The sequence below is a fragment of the Cytobacillus sp. FSL R5-0377 genome, assembly GCF_038004385.1.
Lineage (GTDB): Bacteria > Bacillota > Bacilli > Bacillales > Cytobacillaceae > Cytobacillus.
In genome coordinates this window covers 2,602,194-2,623,309 of the sequence record NZ_JBBORA010000001.1, presented here as the reverse complement: position 1 = coordinate 2,623,309, position 21,116 = coordinate 2,602,194, and the positions used below count along the sequence as shown (strand labels likewise).

Annotated in this window: 26 protein-coding genes; 11 read left to right on the top strand and 15 right to left on the bottom strand. The window is 45.0% G+C overall.

The window, feature by feature from the left end; all coding sequences use genetic code 11:
• Nucleotides 1–352: 352 nt before the first annotated feature.
• Nucleotides 353–1,105, top strand: a complete 753-nt coding sequence (locus NSQ49_RS13550; protein WP_159863502.1) for an RsfA family transcriptional regulator — start codon at nt 353–355, stop codon at nt 1,103–1,105.
• Between the two features lie 123 nt (nt 1,106–1,228).
• Here the strand turns inward: NSQ49_RS13550 and NSQ49_RS13545 are convergent, their stop codons facing one another.
• Together NSQ49_RS13545 and pta are read right to left on the bottom strand one after the other, a co-directional pair.
• Entirely contained in the window at nt 1,229–2,071 is an 843-nt protein-coding gene (locus tag NSQ49_RS13545; RefSeq protein ID WP_159863503.1) for a lipoate--protein ligase family protein, read from the bottom strand.
• 206 nt (nt 2,072–2,277) lie between these two features.
• On the bottom strand, nt 2,278–3,255 hold the full coding sequence (gene pta, locus NSQ49_RS13540; RefSeq protein WP_159863504.1) for a phosphate acetyltransferase: 978 nt from the start codon (nt 3,253–3,255) through the stop codon (nt 2,278–2,280).
• 384 nt (nt 3,256–3,639) lie between these two features.
• On the opposite strand from pta, the gene hemQ reads away from it, so the two are divergent.
• Nucleotides 3,640–4,383, top strand: a complete 744-nt coding sequence (gene hemQ, locus NSQ49_RS13535; protein ID WP_251283825.1) for a hydrogen peroxide-dependent heme synthase — start codon at nt 3,640–3,642, stop codon at nt 4,381–4,383.
• A 179-nt stretch (nt 4,384–4,562) separates the two neighbouring features.
• Nucleotides 4,563–5,063, top strand: a complete 501-nt coding sequence (gerQ, locus tag NSQ49_RS13530) for a spore coat protein GerQ (RefSeq protein WP_159863506.1) — start codon at nt 4,563–4,565, stop codon at nt 5,061–5,063.
• Nucleotides 5,064–5,116: 53 nt separating this feature from the next.
• On the opposite strand, the gene NSQ49_RS13525 is transcribed toward gerQ, so the two are convergent.
• The 3 genes from NSQ49_RS13525 to NSQ49_RS13515 form a co-directional block, all read right to left on the bottom strand.
• Nucleotides 5,117–5,488: a DUF423 domain-containing protein gene (locus NSQ49_RS13525; protein WP_159863507.1), complete on the bottom strand. Its 372-nt coding sequence runs from the start codon at nt 5,486–5,488 to the stop codon at nt 5,117–5,119.
• 26 nt (nt 5,489–5,514) lie between these two features.
• Entirely contained in the window at nt 5,515–5,790 is a 276-nt protein-coding gene (locus NSQ49_RS13520) for a YwdI family protein (RefSeq protein WP_159863508.1), read from the bottom strand.
• Between the two features lie 322 nt (nt 5,791–6,112).
• Nucleotides 6,113–6,790 carry a uracil-DNA glycosylase gene (locus NSQ49_RS13515; protein ID WP_251283826.1) on the bottom strand — a complete coding sequence of 226 codons (678 nt, stop codon included), beginning with the start codon at nt 6,788–6,790 and terminating at the stop codon, nt 6,113–6,115.
• Nucleotides 6,791–6,971: 181 nt separating this feature from the next.
• On the opposite strand from NSQ49_RS13515, the gene NSQ49_RS13510 reads away from it, so the two are divergent.
• Nucleotides 6,972–7,301, top strand: coding sequence for a general stress protein (locus NSQ49_RS13510; RefSeq protein WP_159863510.1), 330 nt, complete (start codon nt 6,972–6,974; stop codon nt 7,299–7,301).
• Between the two features lie 81 nt (nt 7,302–7,382).
• On the opposite strand, the gene NSQ49_RS13505 is transcribed toward NSQ49_RS13510, so the two are convergent.
• The 5 genes from NSQ49_RS13505 to mobA all read right to left on the bottom strand — a co-directional run bounded on the left by NSQ49_RS13505 (nt 7,383) and on the right by mobA (nt 10,280).
• Nucleotides 7,383–7,781: a hypothetical protein gene (locus NSQ49_RS13505; RefSeq protein ID WP_251283827.1), complete on the bottom strand. Its 399-nt coding sequence runs from the start codon at nt 7,779–7,781 to the stop codon at nt 7,383–7,385.
• 105 nt (nt 7,782–7,886) lie between these two features.
• Entirely contained in the window at nt 7,887–8,906 is a 1,020-nt protein-coding gene (locus NSQ49_RS13500; RefSeq protein ID WP_159863512.1) for a thiazole biosynthesis adenylyltransferase ThiF, read from the bottom strand.
• 29 nt (nt 8,907–8,935) lie between these two features.
• A complete protein-coding gene (moaD, locus tag NSQ49_RS13495) occupies nt 8,936–9,166 on the bottom strand; it encodes a molybdopterin converting factor subunit 1 (protein ID WP_159863513.1) in 231 nt (76 codons plus the stop codon).
• Entirely contained in the window at nt 9,159–9,623 is a 465-nt protein-coding gene (locus tag NSQ49_RS13490) for a molybdenum cofactor biosynthesis protein MoaE (RefSeq protein ID WP_159863514.1), read from the bottom strand. The genes moaD and NSQ49_RS13490 overlap by 8 nt, the downstream gene beginning before the upstream one ends.
• Nucleotides 9,624–9,683: 60 nt before the next feature.
• On the bottom strand, nt 9,684–10,280 hold the full coding sequence (mobA, locus tag NSQ49_RS13485) for a molybdenum cofactor guanylyltransferase (protein WP_251283828.1): 597 nt from the start codon (nt 10,278–10,280) through the stop codon (nt 9,684–9,686).
• Nucleotides 10,281–10,666: 386 nt separating this feature from the next.
• On the opposite strand from mobA, the gene pdxK reads away from it, so the two are divergent.
• The 3 genes from pdxK to bshB2 all read left to right on the top strand — a co-directional run bounded on the left by pdxK (nt 10,667) and on the right by bshB2 (nt 12,680).
• Complete coding sequence (pdxK, locus tag NSQ49_RS13480) at nt 10,667–11,494, top strand: pyridoxine/pyridoxal/pyridoxamine kinase (RefSeq protein WP_251283829.1); 828 nt, start codon at nt 10,667–10,669, stop codon at nt 11,492–11,494.
• 142 nt (nt 11,495–11,636) lie between these two features.
• The gene (locus NSQ49_RS13475) at nt 11,637–11,984 is read left to right on the top strand and encodes a YojF family protein (protein ID WP_159863517.1); all 348 of its coding nucleotides are present in this window, start codon (nt 11,637–11,639) and stop codon (nt 11,982–11,984) included.
• Between the two features lie 30 nt (nt 11,985–12,014).
• Nucleotides 12,015–12,680: a bacillithiol biosynthesis deacetylase BshB2 gene (gene bshB2, locus NSQ49_RS13470; RefSeq protein WP_201306515.1), complete on the top strand. Its 666-nt coding sequence runs from the start codon at nt 12,015–12,017 to the stop codon at nt 12,678–12,680.
• 28 nt (nt 12,681–12,708) lie between these two features.
• Here the strand turns inward: bshB2 and NSQ49_RS13465 are convergent, their stop codons facing one another.
• Together NSQ49_RS13465 and NSQ49_RS13460 are read right to left on the bottom strand one after the other, a co-directional pair.
• Nucleotides 12,709–13,143, bottom strand: a complete 435-nt coding sequence (locus NSQ49_RS13465; RefSeq protein ID WP_159863519.1) for an SRPBCC family protein — start codon at nt 13,141–13,143, stop codon at nt 12,709–12,711.
• A gap of 78 nt (nt 13,144–13,221) precedes the next feature.
• Nucleotides 13,222–13,944 (bottom strand): Crp/Fnr family transcriptional regulator, encoded by a 723-nt coding sequence (locus NSQ49_RS13460; protein ID WP_159863520.1) that lies wholly within the window; start codon nt 13,942–13,944, stop codon nt 13,222–13,224.
• A gap of 187 nt (nt 13,945–14,131) precedes the next feature.
• Here NSQ49_RS13460 and NSQ49_RS13455 point away from each other — a divergent pair, with 187 nt between their 5' ends.
• From NSQ49_RS13455 to NSQ49_RS13445, 3 genes are all read left to right on the top strand, one after another.
• Complete coding sequence (locus NSQ49_RS13455) at nt 14,132–14,851, top strand: ABC transporter ATP-binding protein (RefSeq protein WP_251283830.1); 720 nt, start codon at nt 14,132–14,134, stop codon at nt 14,849–14,851.
• 2 nt (nt 14,852–14,853) lie between these two features.
• Nucleotides 14,854–15,882, top strand: a complete 1,029-nt coding sequence (locus NSQ49_RS13450) for an ABC transporter permease (protein ID WP_251283831.1) — start codon at nt 14,854–14,856, stop codon at nt 15,880–15,882.
• Nucleotides 15,883–15,950: 68 nt separating this feature from the next.
• Nucleotides 15,951–16,601 carry a TetR/AcrR family transcriptional regulator gene (locus NSQ49_RS13445; RefSeq protein WP_251283832.1) on the top strand — a complete coding sequence of 217 codons (651 nt, stop codon included), beginning with the start codon at nt 15,951–15,953 and terminating at the stop codon, nt 16,599–16,601.
• Nucleotides 16,602–16,627: 26 nt separating this feature from the next.
• On the opposite strand, the gene NSQ49_RS13440 is transcribed toward NSQ49_RS13445, so the two are convergent.
• From NSQ49_RS13440 to NSQ49_RS13430, 3 genes are all read right to left on the bottom strand, one after another.
• Entirely contained in the window at nt 16,628–17,713 is a 1,086-nt protein-coding gene (locus NSQ49_RS13440) for a PQQ-dependent sugar dehydrogenase (protein ID WP_251283833.1), read from the bottom strand.
• 24 nt (nt 17,714–17,737) lie between these two features.
• The gene (locus NSQ49_RS13435) at nt 17,738–18,595 is read right to left on the bottom strand and encodes an HAD family hydrolase (protein ID WP_251283834.1); all 858 of its coding nucleotides are present in this window, start codon (nt 18,593–18,595) and stop codon (nt 17,738–17,740) included.
• A 90-nt stretch (nt 18,596–18,685) separates the two neighbouring features.
• The gene (locus NSQ49_RS13430; protein WP_251283835.1) at nt 18,686–19,345 is read right to left on the bottom strand and encodes a DNA alkylation repair protein; all 660 of its coding nucleotides are present in this window, start codon (nt 19,343–19,345) and stop codon (nt 18,686–18,688) included.
• Nucleotides 19,346–19,729: 384 nt separating this feature from the next.
• Between NSQ49_RS13430 and NSQ49_RS13425 the strand changes: the two genes are divergently transcribed.
• Nucleotides 19,730–21,049, top strand: coding sequence for a short-chain fatty acid transporter (locus tag NSQ49_RS13425; protein ID WP_251283836.1), 1,320 nt, complete (start codon nt 19,730–19,732; stop codon nt 21,047–21,049).
• Nucleotides 21,050–21,116 lie beyond the last annotated feature (67 nt).

Here is a 21,116-nt window from a genome sequence, read left to right as displayed (position 1 = left end):
ACAACCCTTTCTGCGGTCAATCTTTTATATAGTCCTGGCGCATTACGCACCAGAGTATCTTCTTCCTTCGTTAAAGCATGTCCGCAGCACGGCCTTCCTATTCAAATAAAGGACTGCCCTGCCCAACTGCTACAGGCTATTTTAAAACTAATCGACCTTCATTGCAAGCTGTAATCATTAACTTGAGTGGTGAATCTTAGTAAACTTCACAAAATGGCCATACGTATCTAGTGAAAAAATTTTTTCAAAAAATCTACTATCCTTTTAATCACCTTTGTATAAAATCTTCCAAGTTTGTCCATCCTTTAACTAAGGCAACAGCAAAAAGTAATGATTAGGGAGTTGAGGTTATATGAAAGTACGTCAGGACGCTTGGACAGAAGAAAACGATTTATTGCTCGCAGAAACCGTTTTGCGGCATGTGAGGGAAGGCAGCACACAGTTAAATGCATTTGAGGAAGTTGGAGACAAGCTGAACCGCACTTCTGCGGCATGCGGATTCCGCTGGAACGCTGTGGTGAGGCATCAATATGAAAAAGCGCTTCAGCTGGCCAAAAAACAGCGCAAGCAAAGACAAAGAATGCTAGGAAAGGATCAGGGCGGCAAAAAGAAACTCTTATACTCTCCGCCAGTTCCAACTATGCAGGAGGTTGAAGCATCGCCAGTTCAAGCAAATGACATTGTACCGCCGTCACCTGCAGAATTTTACGAGGAGCGCACAGAGGATGAAGCATCTGTGCAGACAGAAACGGTCTCATCCTACACCTCTTCAGCACCGGCATACACTGCACCTGCACAGCTGGATATGGATACCGTTATCGCATACTTGCAATCATTGAATCATTCAGGCATTCAGCTTGATATACTAAAGAATGAGAATGAAAGATTGAAGCGTGAAAATGCGGATCTCAGAAGCCAGAATGAAGAGCTTGAGCGCAAAATCGGAAAACTCGAGCAAAATACTGTCACCATTCAGGAAGATTACGAGACACTGATGAAAATCATGAACAGAGCCCGCAATTTTGTTCTTTTTGATGAAGAAGAAAGGCCAGCGTCCAAGTTTAAAATGGATCGCAACGGCAATTTGGAGAGAGTCGCTGAATAGAAATGAAAAAAGCGCCATACTCAGCTGGCGCCTAGGCTTCCCGGCATCGGGAGCAGGAGAAAATGGCAGCAATCCCTTTTAAGGAGGGCCGCAGATCATTTATGACTGTGGCTCTTCTTTTATTTATTCGCTGCCCAATACTTTCTCATTCCGCTCCACTACACGGCGGGAATAGCCCTCAAACAGGCTTGCTTCCTCACTTGTCAGCTGCCCGGCATAAAAGCGGCCGGATTTCTTTTTCAGGGACTGCAGGAAGCGGAGCATCACATCCTGAACCGTCAGCTCAGTCCCCAGCAATTCCGACAGTGAGGCCATGACAGCCGGCTGTATTTCAGGGTATTGAAATTTCGTCTGTTCTTCTTGTTTAGCAAGAGAATAGAATTTGCCAATCAGATCAGCCCGCTCACTTCCAGTGCCATCCACACACAGATAAATCTGGACAGCCACCCCATTGCGGAGGCGCCTTTGCGAAATGCCTGCAAATTTCTGTCCCCCAATGCTTAAATCATAGCTCCCCGGGCAATAGGAGCCAACAATTTCCCGGGCTTCTATTTCTTTATGAAAATCGGAAAACATCTCCTGAATGAGGAGCCACATCGCATCATAGCCGCGGTTGATGTCAATCCCCTTTTCCCTTTCAGGAAAAATCAGCGAAATATTCAGGACTCCCTGATCGAGGACAACGGCCAGGCCGCCGGAATTTCGGACGATCACTTCATACCCCTGGCTTTTTAAAAAGTGAATGCCCTCATTCAAAAAAGGAAGCTTCGTATCCTGGATGCCAAGTACAATCGTATTATGATGCACCCATGTTCTCGCAGTGGCAGGCGCGGTGCCGGCCCCGACAGAAGCACAGAGCGTATCATCCATTCCAAAGGAGTGCAGGGCATTTAAATGGATTCCCGCAGCAGACTGGTCAATGACCCGCCATTCTTCCTGAAAAAGCAAATCTTGTTGCGAATTCATCTTTATTTGATCCCCTTTTGCCGATATTTGAAGTGAATCGGCAGAATTTATCTATTAAATCACAAACTCAGTTAGATTCATGGCCTAAACTGCAGCTTTATCGAAACTTTCACCGGCCAAACTTGATTTTTATCGGTCAAAGGCCATTTCCTGATCCATTATAGCAAAAAAGCCAGTCACAAGGGACCGGCTTCTAAAATGGTTTATTATTGATGTAAAGCCTGAGCTGCTGTAATTAAAGCAAGCTTATAGACATCTTCCTCGTTGCAGCCGCGGGACAGGTCATTAACCGGACGGTTCAGGCCTTGAAGAATTGGACCTACTGCTTCAAATTTTCCTAAACGCTGGGCAATTTTGTAGCCGATGTTGCCGGCTTCCAGGCTAGGGAATACAAATACATTCGCATCGCCCTGGATTGGTGAATCCGGAGCTTTTTTCTCTGCTACAGATGGAACAAATGCCGCATCAAATTGGAATTCCCCATCGATGATTAATAGCGGATCGCGAACCTTTGCCGCTTCAAGTGCCTCTGAAACCTTTTCTGTTTCAGGAGACTTGGCAGAACCCTTTGTGGAGAAGCTCAGCATAGCCACACGCGGTTCAATATCGAACATTCTGGCTGTCTTCGCACTTTCAATCGCAATCTCTGCCAAGTCCTGGCTGTCAGGCGAAATGTTGATGGCACAATCAGCAAACACATATTTCTCATCTTCACGGACCATGATGAATACACCAGATGTTTTGCGTACGCCTTCTTTAGTTTTAATGATTTGAAGTGCCGGGCGCACTGTATCAGCTGTCGAATGTGCTGCACCGCTCACTAGTCCGTCTGCTTTATTTGCGTAGACAAGCATCGTACCGAAATAGTTTTCATCAAGAAGAATCCGGCGTGCATCTTCTTCTGTTGCTTTGCCTTTGCGTCTCTCAACAAATGCAGCCACAAGCTCATCCATCATTAAAAAGTTGTTTGGATCATAAATTTCAGCTGATTCGAGGCTGATGTCCATCTCATTTGCTTTTGCTTCGATGTCTGCGATGTTTCCAATCAGGATTGGAGTGATGATTTTTTCAGCAGCCAATCTCCCTGCTGCCGCTAAAATGCGCTCATCCTGTCCTTCCGGAAAAACAATTCGTAAATTCTGTCCTGTTACTTTTTCTTTCAATACTGTGAATAAATCACTCATGTTAATTCCTCCTACGACCATTAATTTTCCGTTCAAATTAATAGAAATTCTCCTATATACTCCCTTAGAATACTCTTCATCCTAAGAATTTCAAGGAGTTCACCCACTGTTAGCGTTTACAAACAAAATGTTTTTGTTTTCGATAAATTTCCAATAATAAATATCCTTCTGTTAATAGCTTTATACCCTTTTTAAGATATCCATAATGCCCCGTTTGTAAACGGGATTTTGGGGTGACAGGTACCTATACCAGTTAGGCGAACTGGTATAGGTACCTGTCACCCCAATGATGAATTCAACATTTCAAGTTTTGTACACATGTTAATTGGAGAAACTATGGTATAGTAGGGATGAGAATTTCAGTACATATTAGGAGTGATTATAATGAGTGAAGCAGCAGTTACGCTTGATGGCTGGTATTGTTTGCATGATTTCCGCACAGTTGATTGGACAACGTGGAAAATGGCACCCATCGAAGAGCGGCAGGCAGCGATCCACGAATTTATGGCCCTAGTGGACAAGTGGAACACAACACAAAGCGAGAAAAACGGCAGTCATGCCCTATATACAATTGTTGGCCAAAAAGCTGATTTTATGATGATGATCTTAAGACCGACAATGGAAGAGCTAAATGAAATTGAAAACGAATTCAACAAAACGAAGTTAGCTGAATTCACGATTCCTGCTCATTCATATGTGTCGGTTGTCGAGCTGAGCAACTATCTGCCGGCAGGAGAAGATCCATATCAGAATCCGCAGATCCTGGCTCGCCTTTACCCTGAACTTCCGAAAGCGAAGCATGTCTGCTTCTATCCGATGGACAAGCGCCGTCAGGGCAATGATAACTGGTACATGCTTCCGATGGAAGACCGCCGCAATATGATGCGCAGCCATGGCATGATCGGCCGCCAGTATGCAGGCAAGGTCAAACAAATCATCACAGGCTCCGTCGGCTTCGATGATTACGAATGGGGCGTTACCCTCTTCTCTGACGATGTTCTTCAGTTTAAAAAGCTTGTTTATGAAATGCGCTTTGATGAAGTAAGTGCACGCTTCGGCGAATTCGGCTCTTTCTTCGTTGGAAACATCCTGGAAGAAGACAAAGTAGAAAAATTCCTGCACATTTAATGAAAACTCCCGGCTTCGGCCGGGAGTTTTTCTTTTTCTTCGGGTCATAAAAAAACATGCCCCTACATAGTAATGAAATAGTGAGTTTCTATTTTAAATTCAACCCGCAGGACTGTCCGACAGTCTATTCTTAAAATGCGGATAGAACATGCTGATTTTAATACTTAGGAGGGACTAAATTGAGTCAATCAAATTATGGTCAATACCCTTATTATGGTTACCAGCCACGATTTAGCGACGGCACCCAAATGGGTCAGGGCTTTCAGGGACAGCCACAATTTCAGCCGATGCAAACAGGCGGAACCGTGCCAAGTGCAAGCGGCGGGATGTTTCCGGGGGCAGGAGCAGGAGGCGGAAACGGCGGCACGGCAGCTGCTCCATCTGTTCCGGGCATGCTTCCGCTTGAACAATCCTATATCGAAAACATTCTTCGCCTGAACAAAGGGAAACTTGCGACTGTATATGCAACATTTGAAAACAATACGGAATGGAACGCAAAAATATTTAAAGGTCTCATTGAGGCGGCTGGACGGGATCACCTGATTCTGAGTGACCCGCAAACAGGTCAGCGTATCCTTCTTCCAATGATCTACTTAGACTATGTGACTTTTGATGAAGAAATCGAATATGAATATCCATTTGGCGGCGGACAGGGACTGTCGCAATATTCGCCGAGGTAAATGGAGCTAAGCAAGAAAAAGGAGCTTTGACCCCAGGTCAAAGCTCCTTCCTTTTATAAATATTTTACTGCCGCAACGATCAGAAGCACCCAAGCTGCAAGGAAAGAGACTCCGCCTAGCGGTGTAATCGCCCCTAATACGCTGATTTTGGTTAAAGTCAGTACATATAAGCTTCCTGAAAAAAGGATAATGCCGATTACCATCAGCCAGCCTGACCAGGATAATAGAGATGTCGCCGGCAGCTTGCCAAGCAAAACACCAATAATCAAAAGGCCGGTTGCATGGAACATCTGGTAGGTGACACCCGTTTTCCATGTCTCCAGATACTTGGGCTCCACTCTTCCTTCAAGTCCATGAGCTCCGAACGCCCCCAATGCAACTGCTAAAAAGGCATTAATAGCCCCAATTATAATAAATAGCTTCATAGTCCCCTGCACCTCTTATCTCTTTATTAAAAATCGAATAATGAATCGCCATTTGCCTCATCATCCATCTGCATTTTCTTTGGCTGCAGATTCGCCGGCTGAGCTGTCGGCTGTGCACTGTATGTATGGCTAATAGACGAAACAGCAGCTGTATTTCCTGTATCCGACTCATCCAAAACCAGCTCGCATAATGACTTGATCGCCTGTACTCTTTCTCTGATTCTGGCGTCAGACGAGCTGCCTTTCGCTTCCAGCAATTCCTTCTCCATCTTCCCTAATAGCTTCTGAACAGAGATATTCACCCTCTACACCTCTTTCTGTAAAAAAGCGCAGCCGCCTGCGCAAATCGGCCAGTATAACCAGCATATAAAGTTTATCAGGTTTTCTTTTCAAAACGCAAACAGGGATGGCCGGAAGCCCTGAAAACTTCGAGAGCAGGCATGTGCCTTGTTTTAAACTGAAAGGCCCTGCAGCCTTTTGGGTGGTTACGGTCCCAGGTCACATAGAAATATTTGCACTTAAAACAATTGATTTTCTGTGAACTCATTTTCTTTCTCCCCAGAGCATATTTCGAGCACTTCCTGCATAAAACGGTATGTTTCACGTGAAACATGGCGAAACGTATCAAAGATTATGAATCTGCCAGTCAACCGGCTCTTCTCTAAGCTCATTTAAGATTTCATTCGTTCTCGAAAATGGCCTGCTCCCAAAGAACCCTTTCCTAGCCGAAAATGGGCTGGGATGGGGTGATTTGATGATAAAGTGTTTGGAAGCATCAATCAGCACTTCTTTTTCCTGTGCCGGTTTGCCCCATAATATAAAAATAACGGGCTGTTGACGCTCATTCAATTTTTGGATAACCGTGTCGGTGAACGTTTCCCACCCTTGTCCCTTATGCGAATGAGCCTGCCCTTTGCGGACAGTCAGAACGGTATTCAGGAGCAGCACCCCTTCTTTGGCCCATTTTAGCAGATAGCCATTATTGGGCATGCTGAAGCCCAGATCATCCTGCATTTCCTTGAATATATTTTTCAAGGAAGGAGGCAGTTTGACATCCGGCTGAACCGAAAAGCTTAATCCATGTGCCTGTCCCGGTCCGTGATAAGGATCCTGCCCCAATATGACTGCCTTTACATTTTTGTAAGCTGTATAGTTGAGCGCATTGAATATATCCTCCTGCTTCGGATAAATGGTCTGCTCCTCATATTCCTTTTTCAAAAATTCACGAAGATGAAGATAATAGGGTTTCTCGAACTCCTCTGCCAAAATCTCCTGCCAGTCATTTCTTAATATACGCTTCATCCGCCGACTCCTCCTCCTCTTATTTGAACTGTTATTCTCATACCCATTGGCTATCATGACATAATCTATCATTCTTGCATATATGTTTAAAATATCTCACAGCGGATATGTAATAAATAGAACGGGCAGGAAGAGCTGCCCTTAAAATAAATTTTCAATTCTTTTAAGGAGGATGTTAAATATGTATAAAATTGAAATTGTCGAAAATGGTGTACAAGCTACTGATGCGATTGATATGCTGCAAAGCCAGGGGTTCAACAAGGGAAACATCTATATTTTTGCACATGACAAGGATCGTTCCGAGCACCTTTCTGACGCGACAGATACAGGCGAAATCGGCATGAAGGAACAGGGATTATTCGATTCTGTCGGCAACGTTTTTAAAAAGCGCGGAGATGAGCTTCGTTCAAAATTTGAATCCGTTGGGTTATCAACGGTAGAAGCAGAACAATATGAAAAAGTATTGGATGAAGGCAAGCTGGTCATTGTGGGTACAGATGAAGTGAAATAATAAGAAAAGCGGAGGCGCCGTGTGAACCGGCGCTGAACCAGCAAAAAAGCGATGAATTTTTTCATCGCTTTTTTGCTGCACTTAAAACATCCAAACCCATAATCCTATAAGCAGAACCGGGTAAAGCACATACCACCACACTCTGGTGATATTGACCTTTGACAGGATGAAAAATACCAGTTCCGGCAAAACAAGCAGACCTAACTGAAGCCAGATAAAGGTATAGAAATGCTCAGGCGCAATCATGCCATTCCCTGTCGCCCAATCCCCGCTATTAAACAGAAAATAGAAGAAATTCAGGAAAGGGAGAATGATAGCGAAAAGAATCCGGCTGATATGAACAATCAGATCCGCAGGACGCTTGTTTTTATACAGGGGCGTAACCGGCATGATAAAACTATATAAACTCATCACAAACCCCATAAAATTAACCAGCAGCTGATCGAATAAATACCCGAAAAAATACATAAATGTAATCATTGTTAACCTCTTTTGCCCTTGTTGTCTTTATTTTACAGAAAAGGCAGAGGGTAATATAAGATAAATAAGCACTAGTTTTCTACCTCTTGCTTAAAGCTTCTCGCATTACCCCATAATCCGCTGATAAATGGATTTCGCCTGCGCTAAGTCCTTAGTGCCATGGATCAGGGCCCGTCCGTCCTTAAAAAGGACCATACGCTGCCCCTCCATGTCGACGGAAAGCAGATATGGATTGCCTTTCACCTGATATCCGAGTGATTTCAGCTGCCCGGCAATTTCCGTGAACTCCATTTCCAGTTCTTGCGGAGGACGGATCTGAACGGTGTCTCTCCCGCAGAGAACGGTGGATTTCATCATGTTTTCCGGCTGCAGGTATGGATAGGTCCGTTCTGTTCCGCAGGATAAGCAGCCTTCATCCTTCGCTTTTGACACCTTCATGCTTGTGTACTGATTTCTCCATAAATCAAAGCTGACCATGGCAGTCCTGACGGCGTCCCAGTCCTCAGCCAGAATCTTCAGTGCCTCTGCCGCCTGGTGGGCGACAACCATTTGCACAGCAGGCGCAATTATCCCGCCGGTGTCACAGGTCATCCCCTGGATCGGGATTTTTTTCAATAAGCAATTCATGCATGGCGTTTTCCCTGGAATGATGGTCATGCTCATGCCAAAGCTGCCGACACAGGCTCCATAAATCCATGGAATATTATATTTCTGGGAGATATCATTGATGGCCATTCTCGTTTCAAAGTTGTCGGTTGAATCGAGGATCAGATCCACCCCTTCAATAAGCTCCTCCAGCTTTTCCGGAGTAGCATCGCCAATGATCGGAGTGATCTCAACCTCACTATTAATCTGTTTCAGCCGTTTTTCAGCAGCGGCCGCTTTCGGCATTTTTTCAGCGGCATCGCTTTCGGCAAAAAGCTGCTGGCGCTGCAGATTGCTTTCCTCGACATAATCGCGGTCAATAATTGTCAGTTTGCCGGTACCGGCACGCGCCATTAATTCCGCATTTCCCGATCCAAGAGCACCGGCACCGATGATCAGCACATGCTTAGAGCGGATTTTTTCCTGCCCTGCTTTTCCAATGGGCGCAAACAAGGTCTGGCGTGAATACCTTTCAGACAATAGGGCCCCTCCTCTCTATAAAAGCTGCGTCATCCGCCGCTGACTGGAGGGATAAAAGCAACCGTATCTCCATTCTGAATCATTTCATCATCTGAAGCGAATTCCTCGTTCACGGCTGCCATAACGGAATCAAGCTTCAGCTCAAATTCTTCCTCAAGCAGCTGTTTCAGTTCAGCGATTGTTTTGCCGCTGACATCCCTTGTTAATGAATCTTCTCCAACGCGATCCTTTAAATGGGCAAAAAACATAATATTATTCATTTAAATCATCATCCTCCGGTTTTCCTTTTGGATATGACACTGTTTCCAGCTGGTTGCCGATCCACTCTTCGCCGTCTTCCCAATGTTCCTTTTTCCAGATCGGAACAATTTCTTTTATTCGTTCAATCGCATAGCGGTTGGCTTCATACGCATCGGCACGATGAGGAGTGGAAACGGCAATGACCACCGCTACATCGGTAATATCGAGCTTGCCTGTGCGGTGGGTAATCGCCACTTCTGCCCCGTTCCAGCGTTCTTTTATTTCAGTTCCAATCTGTTCCAGCTTTTTCACAGCCATTGACTCGTATGCTTCATAGACTAGGTAAAGTGTTTTTTTGCCGTGAGTCAGCTCGCGGACGGTTCCGATGAAGGTCGTAATCGCCCCCGCTTCCCGCTGGACCACTTTATCAATCACACTTTGAATATCGATCGGTTCTTTAGATATTGCAAAATTCATGCGGTCACCTCGTTTTATTTGATTTTGACATATTCCGAACTTGAATGGAAATCGCAGTTCTTATTCTGGGTCGGCCATTTTCAGTGCCTGCCAGTATTCTTCAGGATGATTCATGTTAAAAAAGTGAGCGTCTTTATAGGCGATCCCCCTCTTCTTAAGTTCATCATCTCTTATAATTTTACTATCGATATCTTTTAGAAATTGGCGGATCCTCAGCTTATTCTCTCTCAAGGCCCGGTCCGCTGCTTCTGCCGCATCCTTTCTGTATGCGGCAAAAAGCGGATGAAGCTGCCCCTCAATTTCAGGTACGGCTGCCTGATGCTGATCCAGCTGTTCAAGAAGATGGCCGGCAAGCTCCCCTGATATAAACGGCATGTCACATGCCACAATCAGATTGCTTTGTGTCCCGGACTTTGACAGGCCGGCATGAATTCCCCCAAGCGGTCCCTTCTCTTTCCATTGGTCACTCACAATGGGATGGCCAAGGAACTGGTACTCTTCCAGGTTATTGGCTACGACAATGACATCAGGCATGATAGAAGACAGCTGCTCAGCAATGCGCTCAATGACCGGTTTGCCCCCTATTTTCAGAAGAGCTTTATTTTCTCCCATCCGGCTTGAATGGCCTCCAGCTAAAATGATGCCTGTCCTGCTCATTTTCTCACCGACTTTCGATATTTCTTATCATTATTTTACATTTTACCATCAATTCAGGTCTGTTTCTTTTAAGAAGACTGGTATTCTATGGAGATTTTGTTTCAGAATTTGAATTTATGTGCGGATAGAACCTTTTATGTGCGGATAAGTGTGATTTATGTGCGCATAACGAAGTTTTTGTGCGGATAAGTACATTTTATGTGCGCATAGCGCTATTTCTGTGCGGATTCCCCAATTTTTTTTGCTCATAGCCATATTCCCTGCGTTCAGGGATAACTGATGTATATTGGGTTACCTTAAGGCTATCTGCAGTCCGTTATAGTTTTTCCCCTTTTCAATTATTGTTATAATTAGACAAAGATATCCAGCAAGGAGGAATTAGGCATATGACTATGAAAAAAGTAATGACCATCGCAGGTTCCGATACGAGCGGCGGCGCCGGCATTCAGGCGGACCTTAAGACATTCCAGGAGCTTGGCGTTTACGGGATGACTGCACTGACGACAATCGTGACAATGGATCCGAAAAACAACTGGAGCCACAATGTGTTTCCGATTTCTGCAGACATTCTGGAAACTCAGATCGAAACGATTGTATCGACAGGAATCGATGCGATGAAAACAGGCATGCTCGGTTCTGAAGAAGTGATTAAGATTGCTGCAAAGACCATTAAAGAAAACAGCCTGGATCATGTTGTCATCGACCCGGTCATGGTGTGCAAGGGCGAAGATGAGCCGATTCATCCTGAATTGAATGAAGCATTAAGAGAGCTCCTTGTCCCTCTTGCAACAGTGGTTACACCAAACCTGTTTGAAGCATGGCAGCTGGCTAAAACCGGTCCGATTAAAACGGTTGAAGACATGAAGGAAGCAGCTGTTAAGATTCATGAACTTGGAGCGAAGTATGTATTAATCAAGGGCGGCAGCAAGCTTCAGCACGAAAAAGCCGTCGACCTTCTCTATGATGGACAAGAGTTCACTCTTTATGAAAGCGAACGCGTGGAAACGACTTACACGCATGGCGCAGGCTGCACCTACTCTTCTGCCATCACAGCTGAAATTGCAAAAGGCAAGCCTGTCAAAGAAGCAGTTCAGACTGCGAAAGACTTCATTACGGCGGCCATCAATCATGGCTTCCAATTAAATGAGTATGTAGGCCCGACCATGCCGGGTGCATATCGCAAATATGGCGCAGGCCGTACGGAATCAGAATAAGGCTGAGGAACAGAGTCCAATGGGGCTCTGTTTTTTTGGACAATGTCGAGGTTATATCTTCTAAACTGAGATTACTTTTTCGCTTTTCATTTACTTTTTTAGTAAGATAAACACAAAGATAACATGAAAGGGGGACTATAAAATGGAACCAGCAGTAAAGGAACATGTTCAAAAAGAGATCGACCGCCTTGCCGGGAAAGAGGTCTTTATTCATCTGGAAACAACGAATGGAGCATATGCCTCCCATTTTGATGAAACCTTCTTTTCTTCAGGCGCCTATATCCGCAATGCCAAATTGGTTTATGAACATGGAAAAGTCACTGGCAAAGGCCCTTACCGGGTTGGTTTGAAAATGAATTTTGGCTGGGTGTATGCTGAAGGAATTACCCACTTTGAAGTGGATGAAGAAAACAGGCTCCTTCTGGCCGGCCATGATTTCAGCGGCAAGCTGGCAGTCGCCCTGCAAATTAGTGAAACTCCTTTTGAATAAGAGGAATGAAAGGAAAGGAGCACGACCATGATGGAAAAGGAAAGACATGTACTCGTCATCTTCCCTCATCCGGATGATGAAGCATTTGGCGTATCAGGAACGATTTCCTTACATATCGATAATGGCACACCCGTCACTTATGCATGCCTGACGCTTGGGGAAATGGGACGAAATATGGGAAATCCCCCTTTTGCCACCAGAGAAACCCTACCAAAAATCCGCAAAGAGGAGCTGGAGGAAGCAGCCAGGGTTCTGGGCATTCAAGATTTAAGGATGCTGGGCTACCGGGATAAAACCGTCGAATTTGAAGATGAGGAGATGCTCGCAAACAGGCTCGGAGCCATCATCGGCGAAACGAACCCATCCCTCATCATTACGTTTTACCCAGGATACGCTGTGCACCCTGACCATGACGCGACAGGGGCCGCTGTCATCCGTGCGGTAAAAGAGCTGCCTGCAGATAAACGTCCGAAGGTTCACTGTGTCGCCTTCTCCAATAACTGTGAGGAAGAAATCGGCCAGGCCGATGTGGTCATTGATGTCAGTGCAGTAATCGATCGGAAAATTGCAGCCATTAAGGCACATGCCTCCCAGACACAGCTGATGGCAGCAAACATGGAAGAAAGCATAAAAAAACAGGATCCGGAAGTACTGGCAAGAATGTATAAAGAGCGCTTTTGGACTTATAAAATATAGAAAAAAGGGAGCCTCTCGCTCCCTTTTGTTATTTCTCCATCATTTCCTTCAAATACTGAAGCTGGCTTCCGTCTTCCCGCTTCACAATATTCACGATAAAACGCTTCGTTAATCTGGCAACAAGCCCGCTGGTTTTGACGGTTGCTTCCATCTCCACCTGGGTTCCTTCTTCTATTTCATGAAAATCATATTTATATTCAGTTATCAGTCCATTGGCATTGCTGCGGATGGTATAAGTTCTGTCCTGTTCAAAATCAATGATCTCTACATCCGCGGTGATCTTCTTCCCTCTGACCATGCGTGTTTCAACAAACTTTGTTCCTTCTCCGGTCGCACCCTCGGTCTGTTTTTCCATTTTCACGACAAACGGCATCAGTTCAGAGACGTTTTCCATTTTAATCATATAATCAAATACTTCATGTACAGGTTTATTGATAATCTCACTCGAACGAAAATCAGCCATGCTTTGCACCTCAGAGTCAATAAGTCTATGACTCTATTATATAACAAAAAAGCAGGCTGGAGTAAAGGCAGCATTCCCCTACAGCTTCTGGCGGTAAAGGGAGCAAAATTTGCACCAGTCCACAATAACGATTTTCCTGCCTGTAATTTCGATAATTCCTTCTTTCTTCAGCCTGGAAAAGACGCGGCTGACACTTTCCCGGGAGGTTCCAACAAGGGTGGAAAATTCCTGGACGGTTATCGGAAGCTTCAGATGCATCCGGTTGCAGTAGTTGGCGCCGAATTTTTCCGCGAGCCTTTCCAAGGTCCGGACTGTTTTCGTATACACATCAAGCAGTGCAATATCCCTCATAATGGAGGTCATATCACGCAGAGATTCACTCATATAGCGGATAATCTGCACAGCCATTTCAGGCGAATACAGCAGCTCCTGCTCCAGTTCATCGGTATTCAGAAAATAGATTTCTCCATCCTGCACCATGGTGCCGGTCGCTGGATAAGTATGTCCCTTCTGGTTAAAAAGGTTGGCTTCAGCAAAAATCTCGCCTTTTTTCTTTATGCAGACAATCAGCTCATTTCCATGTTCATCCTGCTTCGTCAGCTTCACAATGCCGGAGTGAACAAAGTAAACACCTTTGGCCACCTCATATTCAGACATAATTCTTTCGCCTTTTAAATATGCTTTCTTAATAATTCGATTATCAATCCGCTCTAGGGATTCACTGGGGAGCTCTTTAAAAATGTCAATCTTGCCTAAAAATTCGTTGATTAACGGTTTATGATCCTGCTTTTCATATTCCATTCCCATCCCCCGCTTTTACCATTCTTATGAACTACTTTAGCTAATTAGGGATTGGGATGAAGTGACGCAACTCACAAATGCATTACGTTATTTTATGAATGAGTGATTACTCACTTTACAGGCAAACAGGGAATGATTTATGATAATAGTGAGTGATTACTCACTTTTAATAAAAAGGAGTGAACAAATGAAAAATTCAATCGTCTCCATTCAACATGTATCCAAGAAGTACGGAAAGCAACAGGTTTTAAATGATATCCGCCTTGAGATTTATGAAGGTGAGATTTTCGGCCTGCTCGGCCCGTCGGGAGCAGGCAAGACGACGCTTGTAAAACAGCTGGCAGGCCTGGAGAAGCCAACACAGGGAGAAAATTATATTTTCAGCGAAAAAATGCCCAGACTTGATTTGATCAAACGAATCGGCTACATGGCACAATCCGATGCGCTGTACACTGACTTGACAGCAAAGGAAAATCTGGATTTCTTTGCAGCGCTGTATGGGCTAAGCCGCAAAGAAAAAAGGCAGCGGATGAATGAGGTGATGGAACTGGTTTCATTAACAGACCACATGCATAAAAAGGTTTCCGACTATTCAGGGGGAATGAAGAGAAGACTTTCCCTTGCCATTTCTCTCTTGCATAGTCCTGGCCTCCTTATTCTCGATGAACCTACTGTTGGAATTGATCCCGTTCTAAGAAAAAACATCTGGGAGTCTTTTAGAAGCCTGAAGGAGAAAGGGACCACCATCCTGGTGACAACCCATGTCATGGATGAAGCTGCAAAGTGCGACAGGCTGGGCATGATCAGGGACGGACAGCTCATTGCAGCAGGAACACCTGAAGAATTAATGCTGCAAACCAGCGCTGCCACTATAGAAGATGCCTTCCTGGCATATGGAGGTGCTTAACATTGAGGATTATGGCTCTGATTATTCGAATACTGCGCCAGATTGTAAGAGATAAACGGACGATGGCTCTATTGATCTTCGCCCCGATCCTAGTTATGAGCATGCTTCATTTAGTATTTAACGGGGATGAATATAAGCCAAAAATCGGCATTGTGAACCTGCCTGAAAAAATAGAGGCTCAGCTTAACTTGGAAAATGCCAAACTCGAACACTATGAAACAGAGAAGCAGGCGAAAAAGGATTTATCAGCCAGTAAGCTCGATGCATATCTGATGTTTGATCAAATGCCGCCGTCAGTCGTTCTCGAAGGCAGCGATCCAAGTGTAAACGGAGCTGTTATGAGATGGGTTCAGGGTGCAGTGAAGCCCCTGCAGCCTAATGGCGGGAATCAGGAAATAAAAACCGAATATATATTCGGCTCCGAGGATATGGGGCAGTTTGATTACTTCGGACCAGTATTGCTTGGATTCTTTGTCTTTTTCTTTGTATTTTTGATTGCCGGGGTATCCTTCTTAAGGGAAAGAACAACCGGAACACTCGAACGGCTTTTGACCAGCCCGCTCCGCAAATGGGAAATTGTTGCGGGATATATCATGGGATTTGGAATTTTCACGATGATCCAAGCAGCCATCATTGCCTGGTATGCAATCTATGTGCTCGGCATGATGATGGAAGGTTCGTTTGGATATGTTCTTCTGATCACACTGCTCCTATCACTGACAGCATTGACTCTGGGAATCCTGCTGTCTTCGTTTGCCAGCAATGAGCTGCAAATGATTCAGTTTATTCCGCTTGTTGTGGTTCCACAGATCTTTTTCTCAGGGTTATTCAATCTGGAAACCATATCAGAGTGGCTCAGCTGGATCGGCCCTGTTACTCCCCTGTATTACGCGGCAGACGCACTAAAGAATGTAATGGTGAGAGGCTTTGGATGGGATATGATTTATAAAGATCTGCTGATGCTGGTCGCTTTCTCCCTGCTCTTTATGATGCTGAATATCGCTGCACTAAGACGGTACCGGAAAATATAAAATTTCTTTTTACAAATTCATTCCTTTATAATAAGACTATAGATTTTGGACGTATAAAGGAGTTTACCATGCCAGAGCAGGATTCCATTTTAGAAGAGTTATTTCAGGAAGAAGATAAACTGACAGAGAAGCAGAAAAAAATTATCGTGGCTGCGATTGAATCGTTTTCCGAAAAAGGCTATGCAGCCACTTCGACAAGCGAGATCGCCAAAAAGGCAGGAGTAGCCGAAGGAACCATCTTCAGGCACTATAAAACCAAAAAGGATTTGCTGATGGGAATCATATCGCCGATGATGGCAAAACTGATTGCTCCATTCGTCATTAAAGATTTGTATAAAGTCATCCATCATCAATATGAACACTTTGAAGATTTTTTAAGAGCCATGATGGCAAACCGGATTGAGTTTGCTAAAAAGAATATGCCTCTTATTAAGATCCTGATCCAGGAAATCCCGTTCCACCCCGAACTGAAGGAACAGTTTAAAGAGCATATTGGCAGGAAGGTATTCGACCGTTTTGCCAATTTGGCTGAACACTATCAGAAAAAAGGCCAGATCATTGAGATTCCGCCCTACAGTGCCGTCCGCATGACCTTTACCTCGATATTTGGTTTTCTCGTCGTCAGGTATTTAGTTTTGCCTGAAGCCGAATGGGATGATGAAAAAGAAATCGAGCGGACCATACAATTCATCATGCATGGACTTTCAGCCAAAGACTAAAGCCTGGCACACCTGCCAGGCTTTTTTTATATATCCGAAAGCTGAATTTTATAAAGCTTGTCATCCTTCTGCAGCGGATTGCCGCGTCCGTCTGTATTGTTGCTGATAAAATAAAGCACATCCCCTTCAATGAAGACATCGCGGATCCTGCCTAAGTTAGACACGATCTTTTTGACATCCTTTGTTTCCAGATCAAACTCCAGAACGGCACTTCCCCTTAAGGCGGCAACATATAGCCTGCCTTGATAATAGTCCATCCCGGAAGGAGCCCAGGTTTCGTTATCTCCTGAGGTAAACAGCGGCAATTCCATGCCTTCCTTCTTCTCGGTCCCTTTTATAACGGGCCACCCGTAATTTTCCCCTGGAAGGACCCTATTGATTTCATCATTGGCAGATGGGCCGTGCTCACTTTCATATAATGTCCCATCCTCAGCCCAGGCAAGCCCCTGCGGATTGCGGTGGCCATAGCTATAAACATAAGAGCCGCTGAACGGATTATCCTCCGGCACACTGCCATCGAGATTTATTCGGAGTATTTTCCCTCCAAGGGAATTCACATCCTGGGCAATTTCCGGATTAGCGGCAGCATCGCCTGCAGTCGCATAAAGCTTTCCGTCAGGTCCTATTTCAAGCCGGCCGCCGTGGTGGAACTGCCCGCTCGGGATTTGATCGAGCAAAAGCCTCTCTTCTTTCCACGTTCCATCCTGAAGCCGGAGGGTTACTATACGGTTAAACTGTCCTGAGGTGTTTTCATAGGTGTAATAGGCATACGCTTCATTTGATTGCAAAAAATCGGGAGCCAGCACAAAGCCGAGCAAGCCGGCTTCAGAAGCTGTAGACAGCTTTTTCTCAAGCTCCACCTTTTGGCGTTCTTTCCTGCCGTCCGCCACTTCTACAATACTTCCCTGTCTTTCCGTCATATAAAAGGTTTCGCCCGTTTTGGCAATGGACCAGGGAATATCGAGCTCATCTGCGAGTATCTCCGGCTCTGCACCAGCAGGCAGACTGGCCACCTGATCCTCGACCTGCTTCCTGCTATCATCCTCCCCTGCACTTGAGCACCCGGCCACAAGGCCCAACACGAGCAGCCCTAAACCTAACACCTTTTTCATCGAGCCTTCTGCCTCCTCGAAATTCTACTTCAGTACTTCCCAGATTGCCTCGGCTACACCGCTTTCTTCATTTGCGGATGTTACTGCATCACACTGCGCTTTAATGATGTCATCGGCATTTCCCATGGCAACTGATCTTCCTGCACGTTTGAACATGGACAAATCATTATAATTATCGCCAATGGCCATCGTTTCCAAAAGCGAGATTCCTTTTTCTTTTACAAAAGCTTCAAGGGCAATACCCTTTTGGGCGTTCACACTTGTCAGCTCAAGATTCTCATCCCCTGATGAGCTTACGGCCATGCCTTCAAGCTTCAGCAGGTCTTCTTTAGCAGAAACAAGAAAATCCGGTTCAAGGGAAAAAGCCAGCAGCTTGTAGATTTGATGCTCTTCACTGTTGAATAGCTCATCATAGCTGTTCACTTTACGGACAAGCCCTTTTGTAAAGCGCTCTTCCGCTGCTTTGGTTACTTCATCAATATCCGCTTCAGGATTCCCGCTTAAAAAGATATCGACGATAATGGACACACCGCGGTCTTCATCAATGGTATATGTACCCTGGTTGGTGTATACCTCGAAATAAACATTGTTCTTAACAAGGATATAAGCTGCCTTTTTGGCAAGGTCCTTATCAAGCGGATTGGAGGATACGACCTTTCCATCTGAGGCTCTCACTTCTGCCCCGTTTGCACAGATAATGGGACAGGAAATGCCGGCTTCATCGAGAACAAAGCTTGCTTCGAAGTAGGAGCGGCCTGTCGCTATGACCACTTCAACTCCTTTTTCCTGTGCAGCTTTAATGGCTTCTATATTTTCAGGTGTGACTTTTTGTGTGGCGGTTAAAAGCGTTCCGTCCATATCACTGGCAATGCATTTAATCATTAGATTCACCTTCTGGCTGTAGTATTTTTTCTGAAAAACTTATCTGCCATTCTATCATGTTCTTTCGGTTAGGTTAAATAATTGCTCTTCTTAGACATACTTACTGCCTTCCCTGACACTCAATTTAGCAAGTGTGTTTGATTCAATAAACCTCTTAACGGACTCGGGATTTGTTTTCGAGTATTCCCTAAGAGCCCAGCCAATGGCTTTTTGAATGAAGAATTCTTTGCTGTCATTATTCAGGAGGATGTAGCGGTATAGCAGCTCTTCATCTGTGCTGGCTTTGTATTTCAGCTGAAAGAGGATAGCCGTTCGGCGAAGCCACATATTTTCACTGGTCGCCCATCCCTCTATTATTTCGGGGATGACCTCCGGATTTTTGGCCGCAATGGCACCTACTGCATGGCTGGCCAGCATGTCAACCGTATCCCACCAGGATTTTGCTGTAATCAGCTTTTCGATTAATGACAGATGGCTTTTGTCCAATTTCCTGGTGTACTTCCCTATGTAATCTAGGGCAGCAGCCTGGTATTCACGCTCGTCCATGTCCCATAAGGTCTTCACAAACTGCGGATTAAATTCCTGCTTCAGGAGCCCTGTTTTATTAAAATATTCCTTTAACAAAACTCTTCTTTCAGGTGACTTGATCCCGAGGAAGGGAAAGTGGTTTTTCATATAGTTTTGCATGGGGACCGCTTTTTCTGTGTCCCGGTTTTCTTCAAAAAGCTCGATTAATAGTTGGATATTCATAAATGCACTCCTTCTTGTCGAAAGCGGGTTTATGTCATCATGTTCCGGTTATGCTTATTCCGTTTTCGTATAGCTCTTCCACTTTTATTTAATTCCATTTTATAGAGTTTTATCTGTACTTTACAAATTCAGTGAGTGATTAGAAAAAAACGGGGCTGGTTCGGACTCTAATTGGCAGGTTTCTGCTTTTTGTGTCCGAAGTTGGACCCGGTTCGGACTCTAACTTCCGCTTTCCCCCTAAATGTGTCCGAAATCCCATTGGATTCCATCACTATAGCCCCGTTTTCCAATCCCCAGACAAGTATTATTTCAGAAAAGAAGGAATAAACTGAATTTTAAAGAAAGTATATTAAGTCAAAGAAAAAATCTTTAGGGGGTTGCAGCATGAGGGTACTGGTATCTTTCTTTAACCGCATTATGCAGCGGTATTTGCCGGATCCATTTTTATTTGTCATTATCCTAACTTTTGCAGTTTTTGGTTTGGGCTTAATTTTTACAGATAATGGACCTTACCAGATGGTCCAGCATTGGGGAAATGGGTTCTGGGGCCTTTTGAGTTTTTCCATGCAAATGGTGCTGGTCTTAGTTACAGGGCACGTGTTGGCCAGCAGTACGATCTTTAAAAAGGGGTTAGGTGCTTTGGCATCATTAGCCAAGTCACCCGGCCAGGCTATTCTGATAGTGTCATTCGTGTCCATGATTGCCAGCTTAATTAACTGGGGATTCGGTCTCGTGATCGGCGCTTTATTTGCGAAAGAGCTTGCCAAAAAAGTGAAAAATGTGGATTACCGCCTGTTAATTGCAAGCGCTTACGCAGGCTTCGTTGTCTGGCACGGGGGAATTTCCGGATCGATTCCATTGACGATCGCGACTCCCGGCCATTTCTCTGAGGATATGATAGGCGTCATTTCTACAGACCAGACGATTTTCGCCGGCTTTAATATCTTTATTGTGATTGCACTTTTACTGGTTTTGCCCTTTGTAAACCGCTTTATGATGCCGTCAAAAGAGGAAACGGTTGTGGTGGATCCCGTTCTTCTTCAAGACGACATTCAGGCAGCGACGCTTGAAAAAGGGGCGTTGACTCCAGCTGAACGCCTGGAAAATAGCCGCCTTATTTCCATGCTTGCAGGGATTCTTGGACTAGTTTTCTTATTTTATTATTTCGCAGCAAATGGCTTTAAGCTCAATCTTGATATTGTGAACTTCTTGTTCTTGTTCCTCGGCATTCTTTTCCATGGAACACCTAAGCAGTTTCTCGAAGCGGTTCTGAATGCGGTAAAAGGAGCAAGCGGCATCATTATCCAGTTCCCGTTCTATGCCGGAATTATGGGGATGATGACTGCCTCAGGGCTGGCTGCAGTGATGTCCGAAGCCTTTGTCAGCATTTCCAATGATTACACGTTCCATTTCTTCGCCTTCTTAAGCGCAGGGGTTGTGAACTTCTTCGTTCCTTCAGGGGGAGGCCAGTGGGCTGTTCAGGCTCCGATTATGCTTGAAGCGGCTCAGTCAATGGGTGCTTCCATTCCCAAAACGGCCATGGCGGTCGCATGGGGTGATGCCTGGACCAACTTAATTCAGCCTTTCTGGGCGCTGCCGGCACTCGCCATTGCAGGGTTAAAAGCGAAAGACATCATGGGATTCTGCGTCCTGACTCTCCTGGTCAGCGGTGTGATCATTTCCGCGGGATTTTTATTTTTCTAAAAGGAAGAGAGCATGGCATCCGCCATGCTCTCTTATTATGGACACCTGCCTCATCAGATGGGCAGGA

What these genes read in the sequence shown, in the direction of transcription:
- NSQ49_RS13445 (WP_251283832.1), top strand. Translation starts at nt 15,951, where the DNA reads ATGCCAGAGCAGGATTCCATTTTAGAAGAGTTATTTCAGGAAGAAGAT.
- NSQ49_RS13465 (WP_159863519.1), bottom strand. Translation starts at nt 13,143, where the DNA reads ATGGCTGATTTTCGTTCGAGTGAGATTATCAATAAACCTGTACATGAA.
- NSQ49_RS13525 (WP_159863507.1), bottom strand. Translation starts at nt 5,488, where the DNA reads ATGAAGCTATTTATTATAATTGGGGCTATTAATGCCTTTTTAGCAGTT.
- pdxK (WP_251283829.1), top strand. Translation starts at nt 10,667, where the DNA reads ATGACTATGAAAAAAGTAATGACCATCGCAGGTTCCGATACGAGCGGC.
- NSQ49_RS13545 (WP_159863503.1), bottom strand. Translation starts at nt 2,071, where the DNA reads ATGAATTCGCAACAAGATTTGCTTTTTCAGGAAGAATGGCGGGTCATT.
- mobA (WP_251283828.1), bottom strand. Translation starts at nt 10,280, where the DNA reads ATGAGCAGGACAGGCATCATTTTAGCTGGAGGCCATTCAAGCCGGATG.
- NSQ49_RS13425 (WP_251283836.1), top strand. Translation starts at nt 19,730, where the DNA reads ATGAGGGTACTGGTATCTTTCTTTAACCGCATTATGCAGCGGTATTTG.
- NSQ49_RS13515 (WP_251283826.1), bottom strand. Translation starts at nt 6,790, where the DNA reads ATGAAGCGTATATTAAGAAATGACTGGCAGGAGATTTTGGCAGAGGAG.
- pta (WP_159863504.1), bottom strand. Translation starts at nt 3,255, where the DNA reads ATGAGTGATTTATTCACAGTATTGAAAGAAAAAGTAACAGGACAGAAT.
- NSQ49_RS13505 (WP_251283827.1), bottom strand. Translation starts at nt 7,781, where the DNA reads ATGATTACATTTATGTATTTTTTCGGGTATTTATTCGATCAGCTGCTG.
- NSQ49_RS13475 (WP_159863517.1), top strand. Translation starts at nt 11,637, where the DNA reads ATGGAACCAGCAGTAAAGGAACATGTTCAAAAAGAGATCGACCGCCTT.
- hemQ (WP_251283825.1), top strand. Translation starts at nt 3,640, where the DNA reads ATGAGTGAAGCAGCAGTTACGCTTGATGGCTGGTATTGTTTGCATGAT.
- bshB2 (WP_201306515.1), top strand. Translation starts at nt 12,015, where the DNA reads ATGGAAAAGGAAAGACATGTACTCGTCATCTTCCCTCATCCGGATGAT.
- NSQ49_RS13455 (WP_251283830.1), top strand. Translation starts at nt 14,132, where the DNA reads ATGAAAAATTCAATCGTCTCCATTCAACATGTATCCAAGAAGTACGGA.
- NSQ49_RS13430 (WP_251283835.1), bottom strand. Translation starts at nt 19,345, where the DNA reads ATGAATATCCAACTATTAATCGAGCTTTTTGAAGAAAACCGGGACACA.
- NSQ49_RS13510 (WP_159863510.1), top strand. Translation starts at nt 6,972, where the DNA reads ATGTATAAAATTGAAATTGTCGAAAATGGTGTACAAGCTACTGATGCG.
- NSQ49_RS13490 (WP_159863514.1), bottom strand. Translation starts at nt 9,623, where the DNA reads ATGAATTTTGCAATATCTAAAGAACCGATCGATATTCAAAGTGTGATT.
- NSQ49_RS13435 (WP_251283834.1), bottom strand. Translation starts at nt 18,595, where the DNA reads ATGATTAAATGCATTGCCAGTGATATGGACGGAACGCTTTTAACCGCC.
- moaD (WP_159863513.1), bottom strand. Translation starts at nt 9,166, where the DNA reads ATGAATAATATTATGTTTTTTGCCCATTTAAAGGATCGCGTTGGAGAA.
- NSQ49_RS13460 (WP_159863520.1), bottom strand. Translation starts at nt 13,944, where the DNA reads ATGGAATATGAAAAGCAGGATCATAAACCGTTAATCAACGAATTTTTA.
- NSQ49_RS13440 (WP_251283833.1), bottom strand. Translation starts at nt 17,713, where the DNA reads ATGAAAAAGGTGTTAGGTTTAGGGCTGCTCGTGTTGGGCCTTGTGGCC.
- NSQ49_RS13550 (WP_159863502.1), top strand. Translation starts at nt 353, where the DNA reads ATGAAAGTACGTCAGGACGCTTGGACAGAAGAAAACGATTTATTGCTC.